Below are 23,819 nucleotides of genomic sequence, written 5' to 3' on the forward strand. Positions count from 1 at the left end.
GTATCCGCTATGGAACACGCTGGTCCCGATTTAATTGACCCGGCTTCTCTGGCCTTCAAAAGTATCCTGGATCGCCTGGCGCCTACGGATGCCACGGTGTTAATCATTGGCGAAACCGGCACCGGTAAAGAGGTGATGGCGCGCTATCTGCATCATCACAGCCCACGCCGCCGCGCGCCCTTTGTCGCCGTGAACTGCGGCGCACTGACGGAAAGTCTTGCCGAGTCAGAACTGTTTGGGCATGAGAAGGGCGCGTTTACCGGTGCCACGGAACGTCATCGTGGCTGGTTCGAGGCGGCGCAGGGCGGCACGCTGCTGCTGGATGAGATCGGTGAACTCAGTTTGCCGCTCCAGGTAAAACTGTTGCGCGTATTGCAGGAGAGAGAGATTACCCGGGTAGGTTCATCTCAGGCGATAAAGGTAAATGTTCGGGTGCTTGCCGCCACGAACCGCGACCTGACCGGTGCGATTGCCGAACGGCGCTTCCGCGAGGATCTTTATTACCGGCTGAATGTGGCCAGCGTGGCGCTGCCGCCTCTGCGCGAGCGCCGTGAGGATATACCGGTGCTGGCCGCGTATTTTCTGCAACACTATGCGCGCCGACTGGGCCGACCTCAGCTGCGTCTGAGTGAGGAGGCGATCGCGACGTTAAGCCGGTACGCCTGGCCGGGCAATATTCGGGAGCTGGAAAACACATTACATAATGCTGTTCTGCTCAGCCAGGAAACACTCATTGGCCCCGGGCATCTGCGTCTGGGCCGCGTGACTGAGGCTGCACCGGTGCCTGAACAGGATGTGATTGATCAGTTTATCCGGCAGCAACTGCAGCACAGTGAAACGCCCCTGTATCCCAGAATTATTGAATCCTTAGTGCGGAATGCCTATGCGCTGAGTCAGGGAAATCAGCTCCAGGCGGCAGCGCTGTTGGGGATCAGCCGTCACAGCCTGCGCACCCATCTGGGCCACTGCGGCATCATTAAGCCGCGCCGCAGCAGCGTCATCGCGCCATCGCGTGCTTTGACAGACTCTGTGGTGCAGGAGCGTGAGTTGCGTATTGGTTACCAGAAGTTCGGCAATCTTGGCATTCTCAAAGCCCGTCAGCATCTTGAGCAGCAGCTGGTGGGCCAGAATGTCCGCGTGTTGTGGAGTGAATTTCCTGCGGGGCCACAGTTGCTGCACGCCCTGCGCGATCAGGAAATTGACTTTGGTACGACAGGCGAAGTTCCGCCACTGTTTGCCCAGGCCGATCAGGGCACCATGGTCTATGTGGCCTGGGAACCGCCTGCGCCGCAAAGTGTTGCCCTGATGGTCGCCAGACACAGTGCCATCACGACGATTGCCGATCTCAAAGGCAAGCGCATTGCGGTGAATAAAGGTTCTAACGTCCATTTTTTGCTGCTGCAGATCCTCGATGAAGCAGGACTGACGCTGGACGACGTGCGTATCGTGTATGCCCCACCGAAATACCCGTTAACCGCCAGCGACCTGAATGCGGTCGATGCCTGGATGATGTGGGACCCTTTACTGAGTGAGGCCGAACGTGGCGATCAACTGCGCGTTATTGCCGATGGCGTGGGCCGGGTCAGCAACCATCAGTTCTATCTGGCGGATCGCCAGTTTGCTACGCATTCACCCGATTTACTGCGCCTGTTGATGACCGCGCTGGAGCAGACTGGCCAGTATATCGATGCCCATCCGGCCGAGGCTGCCGGGTTACTGGCAAAGGAGTTGGGCATGTCCGACAGCGCATTACGTCAGGCGCTGGCGCGGCGTAGTCATCGAACTCAGGCGATGAACTTAGCGATTATTCGCGAGCAGCAGAGAATCGCCGATCGTTTCTATGCGCTCGGTCTGTTTCCCCGCGCCATCAACGTCCGGGACAGAGTCTGGCCGCAATGACGTTTTATGACTAAGGACAGAACTTATACGCATTAAGCCCTCAGGCACGGATTTGTTATGTTGCGCTGACAACACCTTCGTTCAGGACAGAAAAATGAGAAAAATAGTGATAAGCGCACTGATTGCGCTCGCTCAACTTGGCACCTTCGTGACAGCACAGGCGGAAGACAAACCCCAAGTCGTGAATATTGGTTTTCAGAAAGCGAATATTTTTGCGCTGCTGAAATACCGTGGCACGCTCGACAGCGAATTTAAAAAGCAGGGCATTGATGTGCGCTGGGTGGAGTTCCCGGCAGGCCCGCAGATGCAGGAAGGGCTTAACGTAGGCAGTATCGATTTGGCGGCCACCGGCGATGCGCCTCCTGTTTTCGCGCAGGCGGCACAGGCCGATCTGGTCTACCTTGGCCACTCGCCGGCCAACCCGCAGACCGAGGCCATTGTGGTGCCGGCCGATTCCACGATCAAAAGTGTCAAGGATCTGAAAGGCAAGCGCGTGGCGCTGAACAAAGGATCGGATGTTAATTATCTGCTGGTGACTGCGCTGGAGCAGGCGGGGCTGACGTATAAAGATATTACGCCGGTTTATCTTCCGCCTGCCGATGCCCGGGCCGCCTTCCAGCGCGGTGCTGTCGACGCCTGGGTTATCTGGGACCCGTATCTGGCCGAAGTCGAAACCACGGCCCATGCGCGCCTGCTGAAAAATGCCGAAGGCTTAGTGCCGCATTACACTTTTTTCCTGGCCAGCCGCAAATTTGCTGATGGTCATCCCGAGACGGCGAAACAGGTGCTGAACGCGCTGAGTCAGCTGAGCACCTGGGCAAACAGTCATCAGGCTGACGCCGCAAAAATCCTTTCCGGCTCCACGGGGTTGCCTGTACCCATCTGGCAGCGCGCGCTGGCCCGCATGCCGTTTGGGGCGGAACGTATGACGCCCAACGTGTTTAACGAACAGCAGGCGCTGGCCGATAAATTTACCCAGATTGGTCTGTTGCCGGTGAAGGTGAATGTTAGCAGCGCGACGTGGGCACGGGATAATAAGTAAGGTATGAAATCACTTCAGAGCAAGTATTTGAACCTGCGAACTTATTACCCTTAATTAACAATCAACTAAAGCATAGAAATAAAGTTGCAGATGTAAAGTAGTTGCTGAACAAAAAAAGTTAATGTTGAAAACAGGCAGGTTCTATTTTTTTTAAAATGAATAGAGAACTGCCTTTTTTCTTAGCTAAAAGTATGTGAGGGGATGAAAATTTCGTAGATGTAAAGGGGGCTAATGACTAAAATACGTGTTAAACATGCTTCCTGCTAACAATGGTTTTGCCATATTACCATAAGAGTCATATGCTTTCATACATTTCTCGATTGGTTAACACTTCAATCCCAATGAATGATATGAAAAAATCATGAGCATTTATATTCAGCTATCCAGATGCAACCCAGCACGCCTTATCGGCCGTTTTGGAAGGCCGCAAAATCACACTTCCAGGCCAGGTTATAAATAACAATATACTCCATAGGGTGCTGCTTATTTACTTAGATTTGGATAAATTTAATAGTCCACCCTTGGGTGGACTATAGGTTATATTTTTGTAAGAATCGATTTGACGAACTTGACTCTGGATTTTAATTTTTTTAATTTCGTGAGTGTCGTTCCAATCAGCCCTATGAAAAAACCATAAATATCAGTTCGTATCCAGCTGTTGTTGTTTTTGCAAAGATTGTAGATTAAGTTATAACGAGATTCGCTTATACACGCAGCTTTGTAGAAGAGTGAGTTATTAAAATATCTGTATTTATCATTGATTAATCTTAAGCTCCTCATGTCTTTTATTATATAATTACTTGTTAGAAAAGAGTAAAAATCTTTGATGTTCCCGTTTTTGTAGTCGTTGTGATATCTAATGCCTATTTTTTTTCCAAAATTTTTTGCAAATTCAATCGTTAAGTATTGTTCAACTGCAAATTTTGATTGAAACTGTTTTTCAAGGTAATTGCTGTTTTTAGCGAATTTATTAAAATTATAGTGCAAGGCATCTGTCCTTTGATATAGAGGGATGTTCCACATTCTCTTTATATCCTCAGCTTCTCCGATCTGGATCCAGTCACCAATGTGATAGGGCATTCGTTCAACAAAAACAGGATCCAGCGTGAATAAATTTGAACATATAACTTTATTTCCGAAAGTGTCAGGTGAAATAGAAGAATACTTATCAATTTCAGAACGATAGAAATTCACGATGTCATTTAAAAAAAACTTTAGATCGCTTCGTAGCTTTACAATTATCTTACCTTTTGCTGCAGTGACTCCTGCTTGACTTGATACGATTAAACGATTCACATTGTTTAGTTTATCATCAAATTTAAGGCCTGGTAATGTACCGGGATCTTTACTCATGATAATTTTGTCAACAATGCTTTTTAAATATGATGTTTTTTCTCCTTCCCATGTTGATATCAAAATTTCACACTGAGGGTTATTTTTTTTTAAATGTAAAATGTTGTCTACTAGTTCAGATTGCTGCTCCCGGGTCTTTAAATGAGATAATGACCCTTGGAAAATGATGCTTAATTCCATCTTATTTTTCTCTTTGGTTTATAATGTAAGCTAGGAATGCTTTTTTGAGTATTCTAACCTTCAGTATTAAATTACTGTTTGTTATTATTTCTTGCTGTAATTAAATTATTTTTTTTATTAAAGTGAAATTAGTTGTTTGATGCTTTTTTTAATTTAAATGCTTATCATTTATAGTTGTTAATAGCTGTTTTTTTTAAGCTTTTTTCTGGATAAGCTAAAAAAATGTTAAGCTGAAAATCAATTTTTTTTTGTAACTGGCTGTAATTGCTGAATTTAATTTATTTTTCTAAGGCTTTACCAAAACAAGCAACACATGATAGTTTCATTTCATTAAGTAATATTGGCAGGAATGGTTAATGATTTTATTTAATTCGGGGTGGGGGTTAAGCGGTTTTTGTGATTTATCGTTTCAATCAGACATGATTGGAAAGGAGTGGCAATATTTTATTTTGACCGAGGGTGTTAAACCAAAAGTGGCTTTTTATCTTCTGGGTATCAAGTTTCAATTTAAAGCAAACGATAAGCAACTGATTTAAATTGAGATTTTTTCTTCTGGCGAAAAACGCCGTCATCTTACATACTATTATGCTTCTTTTACAACGCTTCAGCCTTTGGAGAGCCTCAGAAGACAGGCTAATCAGGGCATTATTCCTGCAATGTCCTACTGTATGTAGCAGTAAGGACTTATTCACTCACTGCGCTCGCCCCGCGCTCATGCAAAACGGCGTTGCCGTTTTGTCGCCCCCCGGGCGGGGGTTCTCATCCCCTCTCAGGAGAACAGACAAAAAAAAGTCCAGAGGTGAGTCTGGACGCTTCTTCAAATCTGGCGGTGAGAGGGGGATTCACTCGCTGCGCTCGCCCTTCGGGTGGCCTGGCGGCCATGCAAAACGGCGGGGCCGTTTTGTCGCCCCCCGGTCGGGGGTTCTCATCCCCCTCTCAGGAGAACAGGCAAAAAAAAGTCCAGAGGTTAGTCTGGACTCTTCTTTGAATGTGGCGGTGAGAGGGGGATTCGAACCCCCGATACGTTGCCGTATACACACTTTCCAGGCGTGCTCCTTCAGCCACTCGGACACCTCACCGTAAATTGTTGCTGACCGCGCTGGGTCAACGGGGCGCTACTATAGGGAGTCGACCTGAAACGGTCAAGCACTATTTTTTTCTTTTTTTCTATTCGCTTAAGCTCTGAACGAATCGCGTTAAGGCTGCGCAAAATCGGGTTTTTTAATCACAAAACGCCCTTTTTTACGCAGTGTAAAGTCCGCTCAGCGGCAGGCGGTTACTGGGCGGTTTTAACCCGACTGGCAAAACTCTTGCGCAGCTTTTGCAGTTTAGGGGGAATCACCGCCATGCAATAGCCGTTTCGCTGGCCGGCACCTTCCCAGTAGTCCTGATGATAACCTTCTGCCGGATACCAGGCCTTTAATGGCTCGATGGTCGTGACAATCGGTTTATCATGATCCTGCTGAGCGCGTGCAATCGCGGCACGGGCTTCAGCTTCCTGCTCGGGTGTTTCGGGGAAAATGGCGGAGCGATACTGAGTGCCGATGTCGTTGCCCTGGCGATTAAGCTGTGTTGGATCATGCGTGGCAAAGCTGATGTCCAGCAAATCGCCATAGCTGACCTTCTCAGGATCAAAGCCAATGCGAATGGCCTCTGCATGACCGGTGGCGCCACTGCAGACCTGCTCATAGGTCGGATTAGGGCGCTCGCCGCCGGTGTAACCGCTTTCGACTGACTCAACGCCAATCACGTCTTTAAAAACCGCTTCTGTACACCAGAAACAGCCGCCTGCGATTACTGCATATTCGATTGCCATAAATGTTACTCCTGTCTGGTCTGAAGGAAAGAGGTGGGGATGACGTCAGGCATTTTCAACATCTCTGAAGACGTCAGCGTAAAGAGAGCCGCGTTAAACGCCGTCTGATGTGGGGCCTTTTTGTCAGACGATGCGTTTAGCGTAGCAGGGAATGGGGCAAGCGGTGGGCACCCTGTCGGGAAGGTTTAAGCAGCGACAGGGAATGTAGCGCTTAATGTTTCCTTAACACAGGGCAGCGATACTGAGGTGGATTCTACAGGAGACGCTATGAAAACCACGACTGTTACCGCCACCTCTTTCGTATCACGCCCATTCAGCGAGTACGTTGCCGTTATTCTTGCCGTCAGCGCTGTCATCAGCTTTCTGGCCTGCTGGTTTGTGAACTGAATCAGTCCACCGCGAAAAGGACCCTGGCCAGGCAACCTGAACGGTCAGGGCGATTTTCCAGCAGAAACTGTCCATGATGTAACTGCACAATCCGACTGACGATACTCAGGCCCAGCCCAATGCCACCATAGCGCGTGTCCATGCGGACAAAGGCTTTGCTTAACTCGCCGCGCCTGCTTTCATCAATGCCGTCACCTTCGTCTTCCACGATCAGCGCCGGGCCTGGTGTGTTTTCAAGCCGCACGGTGATATTACTTTCAGATGGGCTGTAACGGTGGGCGTTTTCCACCAGATTGCGCAGAAGCATTCGTAACAGGATCGCATCGCCTTTCACCCTGAAGCTGTGCTCAACATCAAGGGTTAACGTTTGATGACGCACGGCAAGCATCGCACTCAACTCCGCTTCCATAGGCACAATCACTTCATTGATGAGGGCAACCTGCTGGTAGCTGCCTGAGGTAAACTGCTGGCCGGCACGGGTCAGTTGCAGCAACTGGGCGACATTTCCTGTCATCTGATCCAGACGATGTAATAAAGGTTGCGTATCGACGGCCTGATTTCGTTGTAGCAACTCAAGATGTAAGCGTAAACCTGCCAGCGGCGTTCGCAGCTCATGGGCCACATCGGCCGTAAACAGGCGTTCACGTTCCAGACTGTCTGTCAGACGTGCGACAAGGCGATTCACAGAGTGCGTAACAGCGTCAATCTCCTGCACCGATCCGGAAAAGGTGATAGGTTCCAGGTTTACCTCGCTCCGGTTCTCCAGTTCACGCTGCAACTGATAGAGCGGGCGGGTAATCCAGCGTACCGCCTGATAGCACAGGAGCAGCGTCAGCGTAATCATCACCAGACTGGGCAGGGCAAGACTCATCACGGCTTCGCGGACTTCTTTATGGACATGCCGGTCCATGTTGCGGTTCTGCAGATGCGCCTCAACTAAAAATTGCACCTGTTCCTGACTTTCATGCCAGAGCCAGGCCACGCTGATGAGCTGGAAAAACAGCATAATGAGGCCAATCGTGAGAAGCAGCCGAAAACGCATGGTCGTCCCGGTGCGGTCAGTATTCATGTCTCGGGCATCTCGTTATCGGTTTGGGAGGGGGACAGGGCATAGCCGAAGCCGCGAACCGTTCTGATCATGCTTTTGCCGATCTTGTCACGCAGGTTGTGGATATGCACTTCCAGCGTATTGGTCGAAGGCTCGTTATCAAAATTATAGATATCCTGATACAGCAATTCGCGGTGCACCGGATGGCCCGCTTTGAGCATCAGGCGAGACAGAATCGAAAACTCTTTAGGGGTGAGATCAAGCAAGGCGTGATCCAGATGGATCTGGCGATGTGTCATATCCAGCGACAGGTTGCCCACCTCCACGCGCGTATCCCCCTGGTTAACATGACGTCTGATAAGGGCACGAATCCTTGCCAGCAGTTCATCCAGCGCGAAAGGCTTGATCAGATAGTCATCGGCACCTGCATCCAGCCCGGCGATGCGCTCATCAATCGTGTCACGCGCGGTAAGAATCAATACAGGCTGCATCTGCTTCTGACGGCGAAGACGCTGCAGAAAGTGCAGTCCATCCTCATCCGGCAGGCCGACATCCAGTACGATCAAACTGTAAAGCCCGCTGGCAAGATGAGCTTCCGCGGAACGGACCGTTGAAACCGCATCGCAGACATAGCCCGTGCCTTCCAGCGCCAGAACAAGACCTTGCAGCAGCAGAGCATCGTCTTCAACAATTAATATTTTCATAAGCGCTTAACAGGATACCTCTTTTGTATCAGTACCGATGACCGGACACAGCAATAGCGGGTCGCTCTTGCGCGAACTCACCTTGACAACCTTGTCCGGCAAGCGGATAAGGCAGGCCGTCCCGGTTTCGTCGGCTGTGCCTGCTTTGGGCAAACATGCCGGGATTGTTGCTGACATGACGAATGTTGTCACTCAACTTAGCTCAGCGGAAACGTTAATTAAAGATGAGATAAAGGGGGCTGCAAATCAGCCCCTTTTCGTCTCGCCCGGCATGATGCCTTAACCCGTAATAAGACGTTTTATCAAATGCGAAAGGGCAACATGACGGGCGGACTATTAATATAAAGGCGGAATAATAAAAAATGTTACTTTATCCGGGTTGAATCATTAGTGAATGTCTCCATTATTATTGGCTAATACATTCGCATTAACGCGCAACAATGAAAGTCAGACGGTAATAAGTGAACAGTATGGATAAGAAAGATTAGGAAAACCTTAAACAGGACCATTTATTACATTTTTGTTTCTTTTTTGCGGGCGCAAAATAAGTCGGCGTGAGCAGGCCGGTAATCGCCGTTATTGCCAGCAGCAGAATTAAGCGTGACGGCTGGCACAGGAAATGCATATTTCTGGCAGAATGCAGGATTGCGTCTACACTTTATGGGGCGACAACGACAGTCAGTGAGTTTTTCAGCACTTAACGCGTATGTTTTTGGAGAAAGAGTTACCGAATTGCAGGGTTTTACCGCGCAGTCTCCTTACTTCATTCGGCCTTGCGCCGACCTCTTGCTGAACGCTCTCTGCTGCGATGTCCTGATGATGAACCCGTTTACAGGAGAAGACACGTGACCCAGACGGCAGAAAGTAATGCCTCGTTTCCGTCATTGAGCGGCGGTCTGTATGCCTTCTTTTTTGATGTTGATGGCACGCTGGCAGCGATACAGCCCCAGCCGGATGCCGCTTTCATTCCAGAACAGGTTGTAGCAGAGCTGCAACGCCTCTCTTCTTTATGCCACGGCGCGCTGGCGCTGGTATCAGGTCGTCCTGTTGAGCAACTGGATGCGCTTGCGGCACCGTTGCACGCGCCGGCTGCCGGCGTGCATGGCGCTGAGCGTCGAGACGCGGAGGGCAGGGTACACCGCGTGTCACTGCCCGAAGAGACTGAACGTCAGCTGAAACAGATGCTGGAAGCCGAAATGGCCCACTGGCCAGATACGCAGCTTGAAGCGAAAGGGATGGCGTTTGCCCTCCATTATCGTCGGGCGATGGCACATGAGCAGGACATATTGCACCTTGCGCAGGCCGCCGTCGAACGTTTCTCGGGTCTGACGTTGCAGCCCGGAAAGTGTGTGGTTGAAATTAAACCGACCGGCATTGATAAAGGCGCGGCTGTGCAGGCATTTATGCAGGAAGCCCCGTTCGCGGGACGTATTCCGGTGTTCATCGGTGACGATCTGACCGATGAGAAAGGCTTTGCCGCCGTCAATGCCATGCACGGGATTTCCGTGAAAGTGGGAGAAGGCGAAAGCCAGGCACGTTATCGTTTACATGACGTTACGGATGTCTATGCCTGGCTGGAAAGAACACGATTACAATTAGAGCAAGATAACGTTGGTAAGGAGTTTAGGTTATGAGTCGTTTAGTTGTTGTATCTAACCGTATCGCCATGCCAAATGGGAACAAAACCAGCGCGGGCGGCCTTGCCGTTGGCATCCTGGATGCGCTGAAAAGCACGGGTGGACTGTGGTTTGGCTGGAACGGTGAGATAAGTGAATTTTCGGGTGAGGAAGAAAACCCGGTATCGGTAACGGAGCATGATGGTATTGAATATGCTTCCTTCCCGCTGAGCCAGAACGAGTACGATCTCTATTATTGTCAGTTTTCTAATACCGTTATCTGGCCTGCTTTCCATTACCGTTTAGATCTGGTGCAGTTCCAGCGTGAAGCCTGGGAAGGATACTGCGAAGTTAATGATGCCGTCGCGCAGCGACTGAAACCGCTGATCAAGCCTGACGACATTCTGTGGATTCATGACTACCACTTCCTGCCGTTTGCCGCCGCGCTGCGCCGGGCAGGCATCAACAACCGCATCGGTTTCTTCCTGCATATTCCTTTCCCGACGCCCGAAATTTTCAATGCGCTGCCGCCGCACAGAGAACTGCTGGAAATGTTGTGCGAATACGATCTGTTAGGATTCCAGACGGAATCTGATCGCGTCGCCTTCCTCGACAGTGTGAGCCAGCTGACGCAGTTGCAGAATAAAGGTGACAAAAAACATCGCGCCTATGGCAATACCTTTATGACGGAGGTGTACCCGATAGGGATTGAACCTGACAGCATTAAGGAGATGGCTGAAGGGCCATTGCCACCCAAAATGGCGGCGATGAAGAAGGAGCTGGGCGATGTGCGCAATATCATTGCCTGCGAACGTCTGGATTACTCGAAAGGCTTGCCGGAACGCTTCCTGGCGTATGAAGCGCTGCTGGAAAATTATCCGCAGCATCACGGCAAGATTCGTTACTCGCAGATTGCGCCAACGTCTCGTGGCGATGTGCAGGCCTATCAGGATATTCGTCATCAGTTAGAAACCGAGGCAGGGCGCATCAACGGGAAATACGGCACCCTGGGCTGGACGCCACTCTATTATCTTAACCAGCACTTTGACCGTCGTTTATTGATGAAAATTTTCCGTTTAACGGATGTCGGCTTAGTGACGCCGTTGCGTGACGGGATGAACCTGGTGGCGAAGGAGTACGTGGCGGCGCAGGACCCGGACGATCCGGGTGTGCTGGTACTTTCCCGTTTTGCCGGTGCGGCTAACGAGCTGACGTCCGCGCTCATCGTGAACCCTTATGACCGCGATGAAGTGGCCGCGGCGCTGGATAAAGCGATCACCATGCCCCGTACGGAGCGTATCTCACGTTATAACGATATGATGACGGTGCTGCGTAAAAACGATATTACCGCATGGCGCGAAAACTTCCTGCGTGATCTTGAAAAGATTGCCCCGCGCAGTGCCGATCACGGCATGGCGAATAAGGTCGCAACCTTCCCGAAACTCGCCTGACAGTAGAGCAAGCCAGGGACGGCTTGCTGTGCGTTACATTCCTCACTGTTTGCACACACTGTGCAGCTAATGATTTCTCCCTAACTCAAAAGTGTTCCCCTTCCGGCAGGCTAGCGTCTGAGGGTGAAGTGCTGCAAAAATGCGCACTTAATTCGTCCCGCCACTTTCTTTACCTGGTTAAGCTAAAGTTATCCTGATTCCTGCCGATAGTTAAAATGCATAAAACTCACCTGCCTGCAATTCATTCATATCCTTAATGTAACTCCTTGTTACATCGACTGTCGCTCTCTAAACAGGTCGCTTTCACCCTTTACGAACGATTGTCGGAAAGCGCGTAATCTGGATTGTCGGTCTTTTTCTCCTGTTTTCCCTTCTTTTTGTTTCCTCACCTAACTGACTAATTTGAATACGATTAATTCCTTTACCGGGCAGCATATTCCACTGCCTTTATGGTTTTGATTAGTTCTAAATAGGGTGCAAATTCCTTTCCCAGGGATAAACGGGGATTCTACGCGCCTGACAGAATCTTCCCTGATTTTTGTAGCCAATTAAGTCCAGCTCAGGACAAATCCCTGTAAAAAAAATGCCAAATCGTGCAAAAAGTAGACAGAAGAAATGTGATCATAAAGCGTTACTGAAGAAAATAACCCAAAAAGTGTGATGTGTGTCACACTTTATCTAAAATTTCACCGAACTGTCGTTGTATGTGAGGATCATCCGATATAGATTTGCCTTGTTTTCGGATTAGTCTTAAAAAATGTAAGAAAGCCTCAGGGAAGAAGGTTATTGACTTAAGAATAAGGTGGACTGAAAAAATGACTTCTGACCGGTCAGACAGGGTCGCAAAAAGAAGCAGAACTCAGAACCATTTGCTTTTTATGTTTAATTATTTTGCCATCTTTAGATTTACCAACCAGCAGCTCGATACGCAGAGATGTCATCTGCGGTAAGTTACGTCGCGTCTCTCAGGATGGAAAAATGGGTACATCTGAATTACTAAAACATATTTACGATATCAACTTGTCATATTTACTGCTTGCGCAGCGATTAATTAACCAGGAAAAAGCTTCTGCGATGTTTCGCCTCGGGATTGATGAAAAGATGGCTGATGCATTGTCTGAATTAACCTTACCTGAAATGGTGAAATTAGCTGAGACCAATCAACTTGTGTGTCAGTTTCGTTTTACCGATAGCACCGTTATTAATCGCCTGACGCAGGAATCACGTGTGGATGATTTACAACAAATCCACACCGGGATTCTGTTATCCAGCCGTTTATTACGCAGCGCGTCGAAAGACGCCGCGCCTACTAAAAAGAGGGCGGTATGATGGGTGAGAAAAGTATTGTTCAGGAAGCGCGTGATATTCAGCTCGCTATGGAGCTGATCACACTGGGCGCGCGCTTGCAAATGCTGGAGAGCGAAACGCAGCTGAGTCGTGGTCGCTTAATCAAACTTTATAAAGAGTTGCGTGGCAGTCCGCCACCTAAAGGCATGTTGCCTTTCTCGACTGACTGGTTCATGACCTGGGAACAGAACATTCATGCCTCGATGTTCTGCAATGCCTGGACGTTTCTACTCAAAACCGGTTTGAGCAAAGGGATTGATGCGGTGATTAAAGCCTACCGCCTTTATCTCGAGCAGTGCCCGCAATCGGACGAGGGCCCGCTGTTGGCGCTAACACGCGCCTGGACCCTGGTGCGATTCGTTGAAAGCGGTATGCTGGAATTATCAGATTGTAAATGCTGCAGCGGCAGCTTTATTAATCATGCACATCAGCCTGTTGGCAGCTTTGTCTGCAGCCTGTGCCAGCCACCATCACGTGCCGTAAAAAGACGTAAACTTTCTGCAGATACTGCCGATATCTTTCCACAACTGCTGGATGAACAGGTTAAACACGCCGTTTAAATTTGTTCGCAATGTGGAAGTCATCCAGCAGCGGTTAATCCCGCTGCTTTTTTTTTGCCTCCACACGGTGAACATCTCCGGTTTCTCTGGCTTAACGTCGACCAACACGTTACGGACGTAAGGATTTTTCTGTGCTGATAATTTTAGGTTACATCGTTGTATTAGGTTCCGTGTTGGGCGGATACGCTTTAGTGGGCGGCCATCTTGGCGCGCTTTACCAGCCTGCAGAACTGCTGATGATCGCCGGGGCGGGCGTCGGCGCGTTTCTGGTGGGCAACAACGGTAAATCGATCAAGAAGACCCTCAAAGCTCTGCCGCTCCTGTTCCGCGGCTCGAAATACAACAAAGCGGTGTACATGGATCTCATGGCACTGCTTTACCGGCTGATGGCGAAATCTCGCCAGCAAGGCATGTTATCGCTTGAGCGTGATATTGAAGATCCCGCCCAGAGTGAAATTTTTGCTAATTATCCCCGCATCTTAGCCGATAAACAGTTAGTCGACTTCATCACCGATTATTTACGCCTGATGGTGAGCGGCAACATGAATGCTTTCGAAATCGAAGCATTGATGGATGAAGAGATTGAAACCTATGAACACGAGTGTGAAGTGCCGGCACAAAGTATCGCTGCCGTCGGCGATGGCCTGCCCGCTTTCGGTATCGTTGCGGCGGTAATGGGCGTGGTTCATGCCCTGGCGTCAGCTGACCGTCCAGCCGCCGAGCTGGGCGCACTGGTGGCACATGCCATGGTGGGAACGTTCCTCGGGATTTTACTGGCATACGGTTTTATTTCGCCTCTGGCGTCGGTATTACGTCAGAAGTGTGCTGAAACGACCAAGATGATGCAGTGCGTGAAAGTGACCTTACTTTCCAGCCTGAACGGTTATGCACCGCAGATCGCCGTCGAGTTTGGTCGTAAAACGCTTTATTCAGCTGAGCGTCCATCGTTCAGCGAACTGGAAGAACACGTTCGCAACGCGAAGAACCCGGCTAAACAGACTTCGGATCAGACCTCATGAAACATGGCAATCGCCCAATTGTGCTGATTAGAAAGCGCAAACATAAAAAACATGAAGGAGGACATGGCTCATGGAAAATCGCCTATGCCGACTTTATGACGGCGATGATGGCATTTTTTATGGTGATGTGGCTGCTGTCGATCGCCAGCCCACAACAGCTTATCCAGATAGCAGAGTATTTTCAGACGCCCTTAAAAGTGGCGCTGACGGGTGGACAGAGAAGTAGCGACAGTAGCAGCCCGATCCCAGGCGGAGGAGACGATGCTACGAAGAAAGAAGGTGAAGTCAAAAAGGTTGTGGATATGGATGCGCAGAAACGCAAGCTGGATGAAATTCGCCTCAACCGCCTGCGTGAAAAGCTCGACCAGTTAATCGAAGCTGATCCGCGCCTGAAAGCGCTGCGTCCGCACCTGATTATCAATATGGTGGAAGAAGGGCTGCGTATTCAGATCATCGACAGCCAGAACCGCCCGATGTTCAAGACCGGCAGTGCAGAAGTTGAACCTTATATGCGTGATATTTTGCGCGCGATTGCCCCGATTTTGAATGACATCCCTAACCGTATCAGTATCGCGGGCCATACGGATGACATTCAGTATGCGACCGGTGATAAAGGGTACAGCAACTGGGAATTGTCAGCGGACCGTGCCAATGCGTCACGTCGTGAACTGGTGATTGGTGGGCTGGATGGTGGAAAGATTCTGCGTATCGTCGGCATGGCGGATACCATGAAACTGAAAAATCGCGGCGGCGATGATGCCGTTAACCGTCGTATCAGTTTGCTGGTGTTGAACCATGATACCGAAGCCGCGATTGAGAAAGAGAACGCAGAAAGTGACGCGGTTCAGATTAGCGATCCCTCTGCCTTAGAAAAAGTGACCGCGCCGTCAGCACCCGGCAGTAATGCGGCTGATAAAACATCTTCCAAACCTGCAACTGCCACGTCGGCGGATGCAGTGAAAACAGCGAACTCCGCACCGTCAGCCGCATCGACGAGCGCAGAGAAAGCCGCGACCGCCGCCTCGTCAGCGTCATCGACGAGCGCGGTGAAAACAGCAGCCTCCGCATCGTCAGCCTCACCGGCGGTCGCGGCGAAAACAGCGACCTCCGCGACGTCAACCTCTTCGGTTCGTGCGGTAACAACAATAACGCCTGCACCGTCAGCCCTACCGGCGGATGCAACGAAAACAACCTCCGCACCGCCAGCGTCTTCGGCGGGTGCGGTGAATACAGCAGCCCCCTCACAGCCGAGGTGATTCCCGTGAGCATGGACATCAGCGATTTTTACCAGACGTTTTTTGATGAAGCCGATGAGCTGTTAGCGGATATGGAGCAACACCTGTTGGGACTTGATCCCCAGGAGCCAGACTCTGAACAGCTTAACGCCATCTTCCGCGCCGCCCACTCGATTAAAGGCGGAGCCGGAACCTTTGGTTTTACGGTTTTACAGGAAACAACCCACATCCTGGAAAACATTCTGGATGGTGCTCGTCGCGGCGAGATGCAGCTCAGCACCGACATCATCAATCTGTTTTTGGAAACTAAAGATATTATGCAGGAACAGCTAGATGCTTATAAAACCGCGCAAGAGCCTAACGCGGAAAGCTTCAAGTATATCTGTGAAGCATTACGCCAACTGGCGTTAGAGGCGAAAGGTCAGCCGGTTGAAGCACCGGTTGTGGTTGCGCTTGAAGCACCAGCCAGTCAGGCCGAATCTGCGCCATCTGATGCTGACGGTGTTCACCTGCAGTTGGTGGATCTGAAAGAAAAAGATATCGACCTGATGCTGGAAGAGCTGGGAAATCTCGGCACGCTCAGCAACGTGAAGAAAGGCAGCAGTACGCTTGAGTGTCACATCACTGGCGTAGGTAAAGACGACATTATTGCCGTGCTGTGTTTCGTCATTGATGAAGCGCAGATCCGCTTCCCGGGCGCTGACGCCGCCGCCGCCGTTGCGGAAAGCGTGGATGCTCCTGAAGTGGCAGAAGTGCAGACCGCTACCGTGACCGAATTGCCGGTAGCTGCGGTCAAACGCGAAAGCAAACGCGCTGCCGCACCTGCGAAGAGCAGCGAATCAAGCAGCATCCGTGTTGCGGTTGAGAAGGTCGATCAACTGATTAACCTGGTGGGCGAACTGGTGATTACCCAGTCAATGCTGGCGCAGCGTTCAGGTGAACTGGACCCGGTTGCCCATGGCGAACTGTTGAACAGCATGGGTCAGCTTGAGCGTAACGCACGTGATCTGCAAGAGTCCGTGATGTCAATTCGTATGATGCCTATGGAGTACGTCTTCAGCCGCTTCCCACGTCTGGTGCGTGATTTGGCCAGCAAGCTGGGCAAAGAGGTTGAACTGACGTTACTGGGTAGCTCGACGGAACTCGATAAGAGCCTGATCGAACGTATCATCGATCCGTTAACGCACCTGGTGCGTAACAGTCTTGACCACGGCATCGAAACCCCGGAGAAACGTATTGCGGCAGGTAAGGTTGCCACCGGTAATCTGACGCTGTCAGCGGAACACCAGGGCGGCAACATCTGTATCGAAGTGTCAGATGACGGTGCGGGCCTTAACCGCGAACGTATCCTGGCAAAAGCTCTGTCATCGGGCCTGCCGGTGCATGAAAACATGAGCGATGAAGAAGTCGGCATGTTGATTTTCGCGCCAGGTTTCTCAACGGCAGAGCAGGTCACCGACGTATCTGGCCGCGGTGTGGGCATGGATGTGGTGAAACGTAACATTCAGGAAATGGGTGGCCATGTTGAAATTGCCTCAAAACAAGGCAAAGGCACCACCATCCGTATTCTGCTGCCGCTGACGCTGGCGATTCTGGACGGCATGTCAGTGCGCGTAGCGAACGAAGTCTTTATTCTGCCACTGAATGCGGTGATGGAATCGTTACAGCCGCGTGCTGAAGAGCTGAAACCCCTAGCGGGCGGCGAATGTGTTCTGGAAGTGCGCGGCGAATACCTGCCACTGGTTGAACTGTGGAACGTCTTTGACGTGAAAGAGGCGAAAACCGAAGCGACGCAGGGCATTGTGGTGATTCTGCAGAGCGCGGGCAAGCGTTACGCTTTGCTGGTGGACCAGTTAATCGGTCAGCACCAGGTTGTGGTCAAAAACCTGGAAAGCAACTATCGCAAAGTTCCAGGTATTTCAGCCGCCACCATCCTCGGCGATGGCAGCGTGGCGCTGATTGTGGACGTTTCGGCGTTGCAGTCACTTAACCGTGAAAAACGTGTGGCCGGCGCTGCCGCCTGATTGATAACGAAAGGGTAAATAACATGAGTGGAATGGCAACCGTGACAAAAATTGCTGGCGAAACCGTTGGACAGGAGTTCCTGGTCTTCACGCTGGGTGATGAAGAGTACGGCATCGATATTCTGAAGGTTCAGGAAATTCGTGGTTACGATCAGGTAACCCGCATTGCCAACACGCCTGATTTTATTCGCGGCGTGACAAACCTGCGCGGCGTTATCGTGCCAATCATCGATTTGCGCGTGAAGTTTTCACAGCCAGACGTTGAGTACAACGAAAATACCGTGGTGATCGTGCTGAATCTCGAAAACCGCGTCGTCGGTATCGTGGTTGACGGTGTGTCGGATGTCCTGTCGCTGACACAGGAACAGATCCGTCCTTCACCTGAGTTCGCTGTGACTATGTCAACCGAGTACCTGACAGGTCTGGGTGCACTGGGCGAGCGCATGTTGATTCTGGTCGACATCGAAAAGCTGCTGAGCAGCGAAGAGATGGCGCTGGTCGACAACCTGCGTACCGCGTAATCGTTAAACACGGGCCAGCCAACGCTGGCCCGTGTTGTTATCCTGCACGCCGAACCCGTCATCACCGCGTTTCATTCACCTGTCGACCTTTCAAAAAACACGCTGTCTGTGATCCTGCTCCAGGATTAGCATATTGCTCTGGTTTCAATAATTACAAAAGACATTTGAACCCCTTTTTAAAAGCGAAATGGCTAAAACATCCTGCGTTGCCGCCGATACAGCCCCTGCACGTTACTTATTTAGTCGGGGAAAAAGATGTTAAAACGGATAAAAGTGGTGACCAGTCTGATTACGGTACTGATGCTTTTCGGTGCCCTGCAACTGCTGTCAGGCAGCCTGTTTTGGTCAGCGCTCAATAATGATAAAGCGGCGTTTGCCTTGTCGCAGATTTCAACACGCAACGTGGCGGCCATGACGGATGCCTATATGGCTCTGAACCAGTCACGTACTACGCTCAACCGCGCCATGTTGCGGTTACAAACCAGTCTGGCATCGCAAATGAACGGCGGTCAGCTGGACAGCCTGACGGACAAAGCCATTAGCGAAGCCAATAAAGGTGAGCAGTATCTTGCCGAGTTTAATGCCATTCCGGAAACGCCAGGCGCAGATACCGAAATGCGCGATCAGTTACAAAACCATTTTGCCGCCTATCTGACCGGTCTGCGCGGGATGATCGCCAGCCTGAAAGCCAAAGATCTGGAAGGCATGTTCAAACAGAACATTGAACAGAAGCAGCAGGCCATGCAGGCCACCTATACGGCCTGGCGTCTTAAGCAGAGCGAGCTGTCTTCCCATGGTGCAGAACAAAACCAGCAAGCCTTTACTCAGATGATGTGGTTGCTGGGCATGGTCGGTACTCTGGTGGTCGTGGTGATCATCGGTTGCTGGTTTGGCCTGCGCCAGGTGCTGATTTATCCTCTGCAACGTTTGCTGGTGGATATCCGCACGATTGCCTCGGGTGATCTGACGCAGCCAGTGAAGGTAGAAGGCCGTAATGAGATGAGCCAACTGGCCGCCGGTATCCGTGAGATGCAACAGTCTCTGGTGACTACGGTGGGTGAAGTCCGCAGTGGTTGCGATGCGATCTTTACGGGTGCCAGCGAAATCGCCGCGGGCAATAACGATTTGTCCGCGCGTACGGAAGAGCAGGCGGCCTCGCTTGAGCAGACCGCCGCCAGCATGGAGCAACTGACCGCCACGGTGAAACAAAATGCGGATAATGCGCGTCAGGCTTCACAACTCGCCCATACTGCATCTGAAACCGCCTTGCAGGGTGGCAAGGTTGTGGATGGTGTCGTCAGCACAATGAAAGAAATTGCCGACAGTTCCAGGAAAATCGCTGACATTATCAGTGTGATCGATGGTATTGCTTTCCAGACGAATATCCTGGCGTTGAACGCCGCCGTCGAAGCCGCGCGTGCAGGCGAGCAGGGCCGTGGCTTCGCGGTTGTCGCCGGCGAAGTACGTAGCCTGGCGCAGCGCAGCGCGCAGGCCGCCAAAGAGATTAAAGGGCTGATTGAGGATTCTGTTGCCCGCGTTGACAGTGGTTCGCAGCAGGTCGAGAGCGCGGGCAGCACCATGAATAATATTGTGGGTGCCGTCACCCGCGTGACCGACATTATGGGTGAAATTGCCTCGGCATCGGATGAACAAAGCCGCGGTATCGATCAGGTGGGGCAGGCGGTGACAGAAATGGATCGTGTGACGCAACAGAACGCCTCGCTGGTGGAAGAATCTGCCGCCGCTGCCGCCGCGCTGGAGCAACAGGCGAGCTCGCTGTCCCAGGCCGTTTCCGTCTTCAAAATCTCCCGTACTTAAGCGTTCTGACAGTTTTTACTGCCAGCGTGATGATCAATTCACGCTGTCAGTAAAGTTCCGCCTGCGCGGGCCGATAAACAGAATCGAATTGCTAATGAATGAGGTTTCTATGTTTAGTCGAGTACGCGTTGTCACCGGCCTCCTGTGTGTACTGGGGCTTTTTGCCTTGCTGCAGGTTTTCTCGGGTGGGGTATTTTTCAAAACGGTTACGGAAGATAAAGAAAACTTTGCTTATAACCAGCGTCTTAGCACCTTGCAACGCGCCATGGGAACGTCATGGGTTGCGCTTGTCCAGGCACGTAATACCTTAAACCGTGCGGGCATTCGTTATTTGCAGGATGGGCAGATGGCAGGTTCGGGAGCCACCGTAAAAGAGCTGGTGGCGCTGGCTGACAGTGAGCTGAAACAGGCTGAAAAGGGCTATGAATTATTCAATGCCAACCTGTCAGAGAAAGGAAAAAGTGCGGCTAACGTGCTGACGCTACAGGCCAATTACAAACGATTCCACGATGGTCTGGCGGAACTGATTGTGTTTCTGGGCAACGGCAACTTCAAAGGGTTTGTTGATCAGCCGACACAAAGTTATCAGGACAAATTCCAAAAGGATTATGACGACTGGCTTAACTACAACCTGGTACTGAGCCAGAAAGGCATCGATGCCAATAATGCCGCTTATCAGCGCATGATTATGCTGGTTGCGGGGACGCTGGTCTTTACGCTGCTGGTGATCGTGCTGGTGTGGAATCTTATGCGCAGCCTGCTGATTCGCCCGTTAAAACAGAGCATCGATCATATCCAGCATATCGCACGGGGTGACCTGACGCAGCCTATCGCCATTACCGTACGTAATGAAATTGGCGATTTGCTGACGTCTCTGCAGGAGATGCAACGTGAACTGGTCCGTACGGTCAGCACCGTCCGTGATGGGGCCGATGCGATCTATACCGGCGCCAGCGAAATTGCCGTAGGGAATAACGATCTGTCGTCGCGAACAGAGCAGCAGGCGGCTTCGCTGGAGCAAACCGCTGCCAGCATGGAACAGCTTACTGCGACCGTGAAGCAAAATGCTGAAAACGCCCGTCAGGCGTCGACGCTGGCGCTGAATGCCTCTGAAACCGCACAGCAGGGCGGCAAAGTGGTGGACGGTGTCGTGACCACGATGAAAGAAATTGCGGGCAGTTCCAGAAAAATTGCCGATATCACCAGCGTGATTGATGGTATTGCTTTCCAGACCAATATCCTGGCACTGAATGCGGCCGTGGAAGCGGCACGCGCGGGTGAGCAGGGCCGTGGCTTTGCGGTGGTTGCCGGTGAGGTGCGCAATCTGGCACAGCGCAGTGCACAGGCGGCGAAAGAGATTAAAGGGCTGATTGAGGACTCCGTCAGTCGCGTGAATACCGGTTCAGTCCTGGTTGAAAGCGCAGGCGATACCATGAACGAAATCGTCAGCGCCGTCACGCGCGTCACCGACATCATGGGAGAGATTGCCTCTGCTTCAGACGAACAGAGCCGTGGCATCGACCAGGTTGGCCTGGCCGTGACCGAGATGGATCGCGTGACACAGCAGAACGCCTCGCTGGTTGAAGAGTCGGCCGCCGCCGCTGCGGCACTGGAAGATCAGGCCAGCAACTTAAAACAAGCGGTTTCTGTCTTCAATATTGGTAAAGAAATTGTCACGCAGGCCGTTAACAAGACAACGGCGGCAAAAAGTTTACGTTTAGAAAGTCCGTCAGAGGGCATTCGCCAACCCTCATCACGCAGTGATGAGAACTGGGAAACCTTCTAATTGCCTGGATGGCCCAACCGCTGATGTGCGGTTGGGCATAGCAGCAGACGTTTAACAGGTGTAGTTCAGGCCAGGTGCAAAGATGAAGAAATCGACGTTATTAGATCAACCAGAGGCGACAACGCTGCTCTCACAGATGGTGCAGCGGCTGCCCCTCTCCGATACCCATTTTCGCCGTATCAGCCAGCTCATCTATCAGCGCGCGGGTATCGTGCTGGCCGATCATAAGCGCGAGATGGTTTACAACCGTCTGGTACGTCGTCTGCGCACGCTGAATATTGATGATTTTGGTCGCTACCTGGCCCTGCTGGAGAACGATCCTAACAGTGCTGAGTGGCAGGCGTTTATCAACGCTCTGACCACTAACCTGACCGCTTTTTTCCGCGAGGCGCACCATTTTCCTATCCTGGCGGAACATGCGCGTAAACGTCAGGGCAATTTCAGCGTCTGGAGCACGGCCGCCTCAACGGGCGAAGAACCTTACTCTATCGCGATTACCCTGGCCGAAACGCTGGGAACCGGACCCGGTAAATTCCAGGTCCATGCCAGTGATATCGATACCCAGGTTCTGGAAAAAGCCGTGGCGGGCGTTTACCGCCAGGAAGAATTACGGACGCTGTCGCCTGCACAGCTACAACGTTTCTTTTTACGAGGTACGGGCCCGCATGCTGGCATGGTGCGTGTGCGCCCCGAACTGGCGAATATGGTGAATTTCAGTCAGCTGAATTTGCTGGCCAACGACTGGAACCTGCCGGGTCCGTTCGATGCCATTTTCTGCCGTAACGTAATGATCTATTTCGATAAAGAAACACAAGAAAAAATTCTACGTCGTTTTGTTCCACTGCTTAAGCCTGGCGGCATCCTGTTCGCCGGACACTCAGAAAACTTTAGCCAGATTAGTAAAGAGTTCTGGCTGCGTGGGCAAACCGTTTATGGACTGACGAAGGAAAGATGATGAGCAAAATTACCGTGATGTGCGTAGATGACTCTGCGCTGATGCGGCAACTGATGACAGAAATCATCAACAGTCATCCTGATATGGAAATGGTGGCGACGGCCCCGGATCCATTAGTAGCCCGCGATTTAATTAAACAGTTTAATCCGCAGGTGTTGACGCTGGATGTTGAAATGCCGCGCATGGATGGACTGGATTTTCTTGAAAAACTGATGCGTCTTCGCCCGATGCCGGTCGTGATGGTGTCATCACTAACGGGACAGGGTTCAGAAATCACGCTGCGCGCGCTTGAGCTCGGTGCGGTGGATTTCGTGACCAAACCACAGTTAGGCATTCGTGAAGGTATGCTGGCTTATAGCCAGATGATTGGCGATAAAATTCGCGCAGCTGCCCGGGCACGTCTGCATGTGCGCACCACCATGCCTGCCCCGGTCACGCTGAAAGCCGGTCCGCTGCTGAGTAGTGAAAAGCTGATTGCGATTGGTTCATCGACGGGCGGTACAGAAGCCATTCGCCACGTATTGCAGCCGCTACCGGCCACCAGCCCTGCGCTGCTGATTACGCAACATATGCCACCGGGATTTACCCGTTCGTTTGCCGAGCGGCTAAACAAGCTCTGCCAGATTACGGTGAAAGAGGCCGAAGATGGTGAGCGTATTCTTCCTGGCCATGCTTATATCGCGCCCGGCGCGATGCACATGGAGCTGGGGCGCAGTGGTGCGAACTATGTCGTGAAGCTGAACGACGGTCCGCCAGTTAACCGTCATAAACCGTCAGTCGATGTGTTGTTTAAATCGGTGGCGATCAACGCCGGGCGAAATGCCGTTGGCGTGATCCTGACCGGTATGGGTAACGATGGGGCAGCAGGCATGCTGGAAATGCATCGTGCCGGCGCCTGGACCATCGCGCAAAATGAAGCAAGTTGTGTCGTTTTTGGCATGCCACGCGAGGCGATAGCCAGCGGCGGTGTGAGCGAAGTAGTGGATTTAAGCAACATCAGCCAGCACATGCTGGCGAAAATTAGCGCCGGACAGGCATTGCGTATTTAACAGGCCCGT

General features: G+C 51.4%; 19 protein-coding genes and 1 tRNA gene. 15 read left to right on the top strand and 5 right to left on the bottom strand.

Features of this window, described 5'->3' with window-relative positions; translation table 11 throughout:
- Positions 1–9 precede the first annotated feature (9 nt).
- Positions 10–1,899 (top strand): aliphatic sulfonate ABC transporter substrate-binding protein, encoded by a 1,890-nt coding sequence (locus C1N58_RS06175; RefSeq protein WP_110267413.1) that lies wholly within the window; start codon positions 10–12, stop codon positions 1,897–1,899.
- Between the two features lie 94 nt (positions 1,900–1,993).
- Positions 1,994–2,941 (top strand): sulfonate ABC transporter substrate-binding protein, encoded by a 948-nt coding sequence (locus C1N58_RS06180; RefSeq protein ID WP_394564702.1) that lies wholly within the window; start codon positions 1,994–1,996, stop codon positions 2,939–2,941.
- Positions 2,942–3,478: 537 nt separating this feature from the next.
- On the opposite strand, the gene C1N58_RS06185 is transcribed toward C1N58_RS06180, so the two are convergent.
- On the bottom strand, positions 3,479–4,474 hold the full coding sequence (locus C1N58_RS06185; RefSeq protein ID WP_394564703.1) for a WavE lipopolysaccharide synthesis family protein: 996 nt from the start codon (positions 4,472–4,474) through the stop codon (positions 3,479–3,481).
- Positions 4,475–4,830: 356 nt separating this feature from the next.
- Here C1N58_RS06185 and C1N58_RS06190 point away from each other — a divergent pair, with 356 nt between their 5' ends.
- Positions 4,831–5,010 (top strand): hypothetical protein, encoded by a 180-nt coding sequence (locus C1N58_RS06190; RefSeq protein WP_394564704.1) that lies wholly within the window; start codon positions 4,831–4,833, stop codon positions 5,008–5,010.
- A 455-nt stretch (positions 5,011–5,465) separates the two neighbouring features.
- Here the strand turns inward: C1N58_RS06190 and C1N58_RS06195 are convergent.
- The 4 genes from C1N58_RS06195 to pmrA all read right to left on the bottom strand — a co-directional run bounded on the left by C1N58_RS06195 (position 5,466) and on the right by pmrA (position 8,429).
- A tRNA-Ser gene (locus C1N58_RS06195) sits at positions 5,466–5,553 on the bottom strand.
- A gap of 197 nt (positions 5,554–5,750) precedes the next feature.
- Positions 5,751–6,290 carry a peptide-methionine (S)-S-oxide reductase MsrA gene (gene msrA, locus C1N58_RS06200; protein ID WP_006120229.1) on the bottom strand — a complete coding sequence of 180 codons (540 nt, stop codon included), beginning with the start codon at positions 6,288–6,290 and terminating at the stop codon, positions 5,751–5,753.
- 388 nt (positions 6,291–6,678) lie between these two features.
- Positions 6,679–7,746 carry a two-component system sensor histidine kinase PmrB gene (gene pmrB / locus C1N58_RS06205; protein ID WP_054633629.1) on the bottom strand — a complete coding sequence of 356 codons (1,068 nt, stop codon included), beginning with the start codon at positions 7,744–7,746 and terminating at the stop codon, positions 6,679–6,681.
- Complete coding sequence (gene pmrA, locus C1N58_RS06210; RefSeq protein WP_054633630.1) at positions 7,743–8,429, bottom strand: two-component system response regulator PmrA; 687 nt, start codon at positions 8,427–8,429, stop codon at positions 7,743–7,745. Before pmrA ends, pmrB begins: the two co-directional genes overlap by 4 nt.
- 845 nt (positions 8,430–9,274) lie before the next feature.
- Here pmrA and otsB point away from each other — a divergent pair.
- The 12 genes from otsB to C1N58_RS06270 all read left to right on the top strand — a co-directional run bounded on the left by otsB (position 9,275) and on the right by C1N58_RS06270 (position 23,810).
- A complete protein-coding gene (gene otsB, locus C1N58_RS06215; protein ID WP_054633632.1) occupies positions 9,275–10,063 on the top strand; it encodes a trehalose-phosphatase in 789 nt (262 codons plus the stop codon).
- Positions 10,060–11,496 carry an alpha,alpha-trehalose-phosphate synthase gene (gene otsA / locus C1N58_RS06220; protein ID WP_054633633.1) on the top strand — a complete coding sequence of 479 codons (1,437 nt, stop codon included), beginning with the start codon at positions 10,060–10,062 and terminating at the stop codon, positions 11,494–11,496. The genes otsB and otsA overlap by 4 nt, the downstream gene beginning before the upstream one ends.
- A gap of 978 nt (positions 11,497–12,474) precedes the next feature.
- A complete protein-coding gene (gene flhD, locus C1N58_RS06225; RefSeq protein WP_006120236.1) occupies positions 12,475–12,825 on the top strand; it encodes a flagellar transcriptional regulator FlhD in 351 nt (116 codons plus the stop codon).
- A complete protein-coding gene (gene flhC / locus C1N58_RS06230; RefSeq protein WP_033742000.1) occupies positions 12,825–13,403 on the top strand; it encodes a flagellar transcriptional regulator FlhC in 579 nt (192 codons plus the stop codon). Before flhD ends, flhC begins: the two co-directional genes overlap by 1 nt.
- Positions 13,404–13,534: 131 nt before the next feature.
- Positions 13,535–14,422, top strand: a complete 888-nt coding sequence (gene motA, locus C1N58_RS06235; protein WP_006120238.1) for a flagellar motor stator protein MotA — start codon at positions 13,535–13,537, stop codon at positions 14,420–14,422.
- Positions 14,419–15,678 carry a flagellar motor protein MotB gene (gene motB, locus C1N58_RS06240; protein ID WP_054633635.1) on the top strand — a complete coding sequence of 420 codons (1,260 nt, stop codon included), beginning with the start codon at positions 14,419–14,421 and terminating at the stop codon, positions 15,676–15,678. The genes motA and motB overlap by 4 nt, the downstream gene beginning before the upstream one ends.
- A gap of 11 nt (positions 15,679–15,689) precedes the next feature.
- The gene (gene cheA, locus C1N58_RS06245; RefSeq protein WP_394550807.1) at positions 15,690–17,681 is read left to right on the top strand and encodes a chemotaxis protein CheA; all 1,992 of its coding nucleotides are present in this window, start codon (positions 15,690–15,692) and stop codon (positions 17,679–17,681) included.
- Between the two features lie 23 nt (positions 17,682–17,704).
- Positions 17,705–18,202, top strand: coding sequence for a chemotaxis protein CheW (gene cheW, locus C1N58_RS06250; RefSeq protein ID WP_006120241.1), 498 nt, complete (start codon positions 17,705–17,707; stop codon positions 18,200–18,202).
- A gap of 255 nt (positions 18,203–18,457) precedes the next feature.
- Positions 18,458–20,020, top strand: a complete 1,563-nt coding sequence (locus C1N58_RS06255; protein ID WP_033741998.1) for a methyl-accepting chemotaxis protein — start codon at positions 18,458–18,460, stop codon at positions 20,018–20,020.
- A gap of 109 nt (positions 20,021–20,129) precedes the next feature.
- On the top strand, positions 20,130–21,806 hold the full coding sequence (locus C1N58_RS06260; protein ID WP_033742224.1) for a methyl-accepting chemotaxis protein: 1,677 nt from the start codon (positions 20,130–20,132) through the stop codon (positions 21,804–21,806).
- Between the two features lie 82 nt (positions 21,807–21,888).
- A complete protein-coding gene (gene cheR / locus C1N58_RS06265) occupies positions 21,889–22,761 on the top strand; it encodes a protein-glutamate O-methyltransferase CheR (RefSeq protein WP_006120244.1) in 873 nt (290 codons plus the stop codon).
- On the top strand, positions 22,761–23,810 hold the full coding sequence (locus tag C1N58_RS06270) for a protein-glutamate methylesterase/protein-glutamine glutaminase (protein WP_006120245.1): 1,050 nt from the start codon (positions 22,761–22,763) through the stop codon (positions 23,808–23,810). Before cheR ends, C1N58_RS06270 begins: the two co-directional genes overlap by 1 nt.
- Positions 23,811–23,819: the final 9 nt, after the last annotated feature.

This window comes from Pantoea sp. SGAir0180 (assembly GCF_043546245.1).

What these genes read in the sequence shown, in the direction of transcription:
- motB (WP_054633635.1), top strand. Translation starts at nt 14,419, where the DNA reads ATGAAACATGGCAATCGCCCAATTGTGCTGATTAGAAAGCGCAAACAT.
- msrA (WP_006120229.1), bottom strand. Translation starts at nt 6,290, where the DNA reads ATGGCAATCGAATATGCAGTAATCGCAGGCGGCTGTTTCTGGTGTACA.
- C1N58_RS06270 (WP_006120245.1), top strand. Translation starts at nt 22,761, where the DNA reads ATGAGCAAAATTACCGTGATGTGCGTAGATGACTCTGCGCTGATGCGG.
- C1N58_RS06260 (WP_033742224.1), top strand. Translation starts at nt 20,130, where the DNA reads ATGTTTAGTCGAGTACGCGTTGTCACCGGCCTCCTGTGTGTACTGGGG.
- C1N58_RS06175 (WP_110267413.1), top strand. Translation starts at nt 10, where the DNA reads ATGGAACACGCTGGTCCCGATTTAATTGACCCGGCTTCTCTGGCCTTC.
- C1N58_RS06190 (WP_394564704.1), top strand. Translation starts at nt 4,831, where the DNA reads ATGATTTTATTTAATTCGGGGTGGGGGTTAAGCGGTTTTTGTGATTTA.
- C1N58_RS06185 (WP_394564703.1), bottom strand. Translation starts at nt 4,474, where the DNA reads ATGGAATTAAGCATCATTTTCCAAGGGTCATTATCTCATTTAAAGACC.
- otsA (WP_054633633.1), top strand. Translation starts at nt 10,060, where the DNA reads ATGAGTCGTTTAGTTGTTGTATCTAACCGTATCGCCATGCCAAATGGG.
- cheA (WP_394550807.1), top strand. Translation starts at nt 15,690, where the DNA reads ATGGACATCAGCGATTTTTACCAGACGTTTTTTGATGAAGCCGATGAG.
- C1N58_RS06180 (WP_394564702.1), top strand. Translation starts at nt 1,994, where the DNA reads ATGAGAAAAATAGTGATAAGCGCACTGATTGCGCTCGCTCAACTTGGC.
- C1N58_RS06255 (WP_033741998.1), top strand. Translation starts at nt 18,458, where the DNA reads ATGTTAAAACGGATAAAAGTGGTGACCAGTCTGATTACGGTACTGATG.
- cheW (WP_006120241.1), top strand. Translation starts at nt 17,705, where the DNA reads ATGAGTGGAATGGCAACCGTGACAAAAATTGCTGGCGAAACCGTTGGA.
- pmrB (WP_054633629.1), bottom strand. Translation starts at nt 7,746, where the DNA reads ATGAATACTGACCGCACCGGGACGACCATGCGTTTTCGGCTGCTTCTC.
- flhC (WP_033742000.1), top strand. Translation starts at nt 12,825, where the DNA reads ATGGGTGAGAAAAGTATTGTTCAGGAAGCGCGTGATATTCAGCTCGCT.
- cheR (WP_006120244.1), top strand. Translation starts at nt 21,889, where the DNA reads ATGAAGAAATCGACGTTATTAGATCAACCAGAGGCGACAACGCTGCTC.
- flhD (WP_006120236.1), top strand. Translation starts at nt 12,475, where the DNA reads ATGGGTACATCTGAATTACTAAAACATATTTACGATATCAACTTGTCA.
- pmrA (WP_054633630.1), bottom strand. Translation starts at nt 8,429, where the DNA reads ATGAAAATATTAATTGTTGAAGACGATGCTCTGCTGCTGCAAGGTCTT.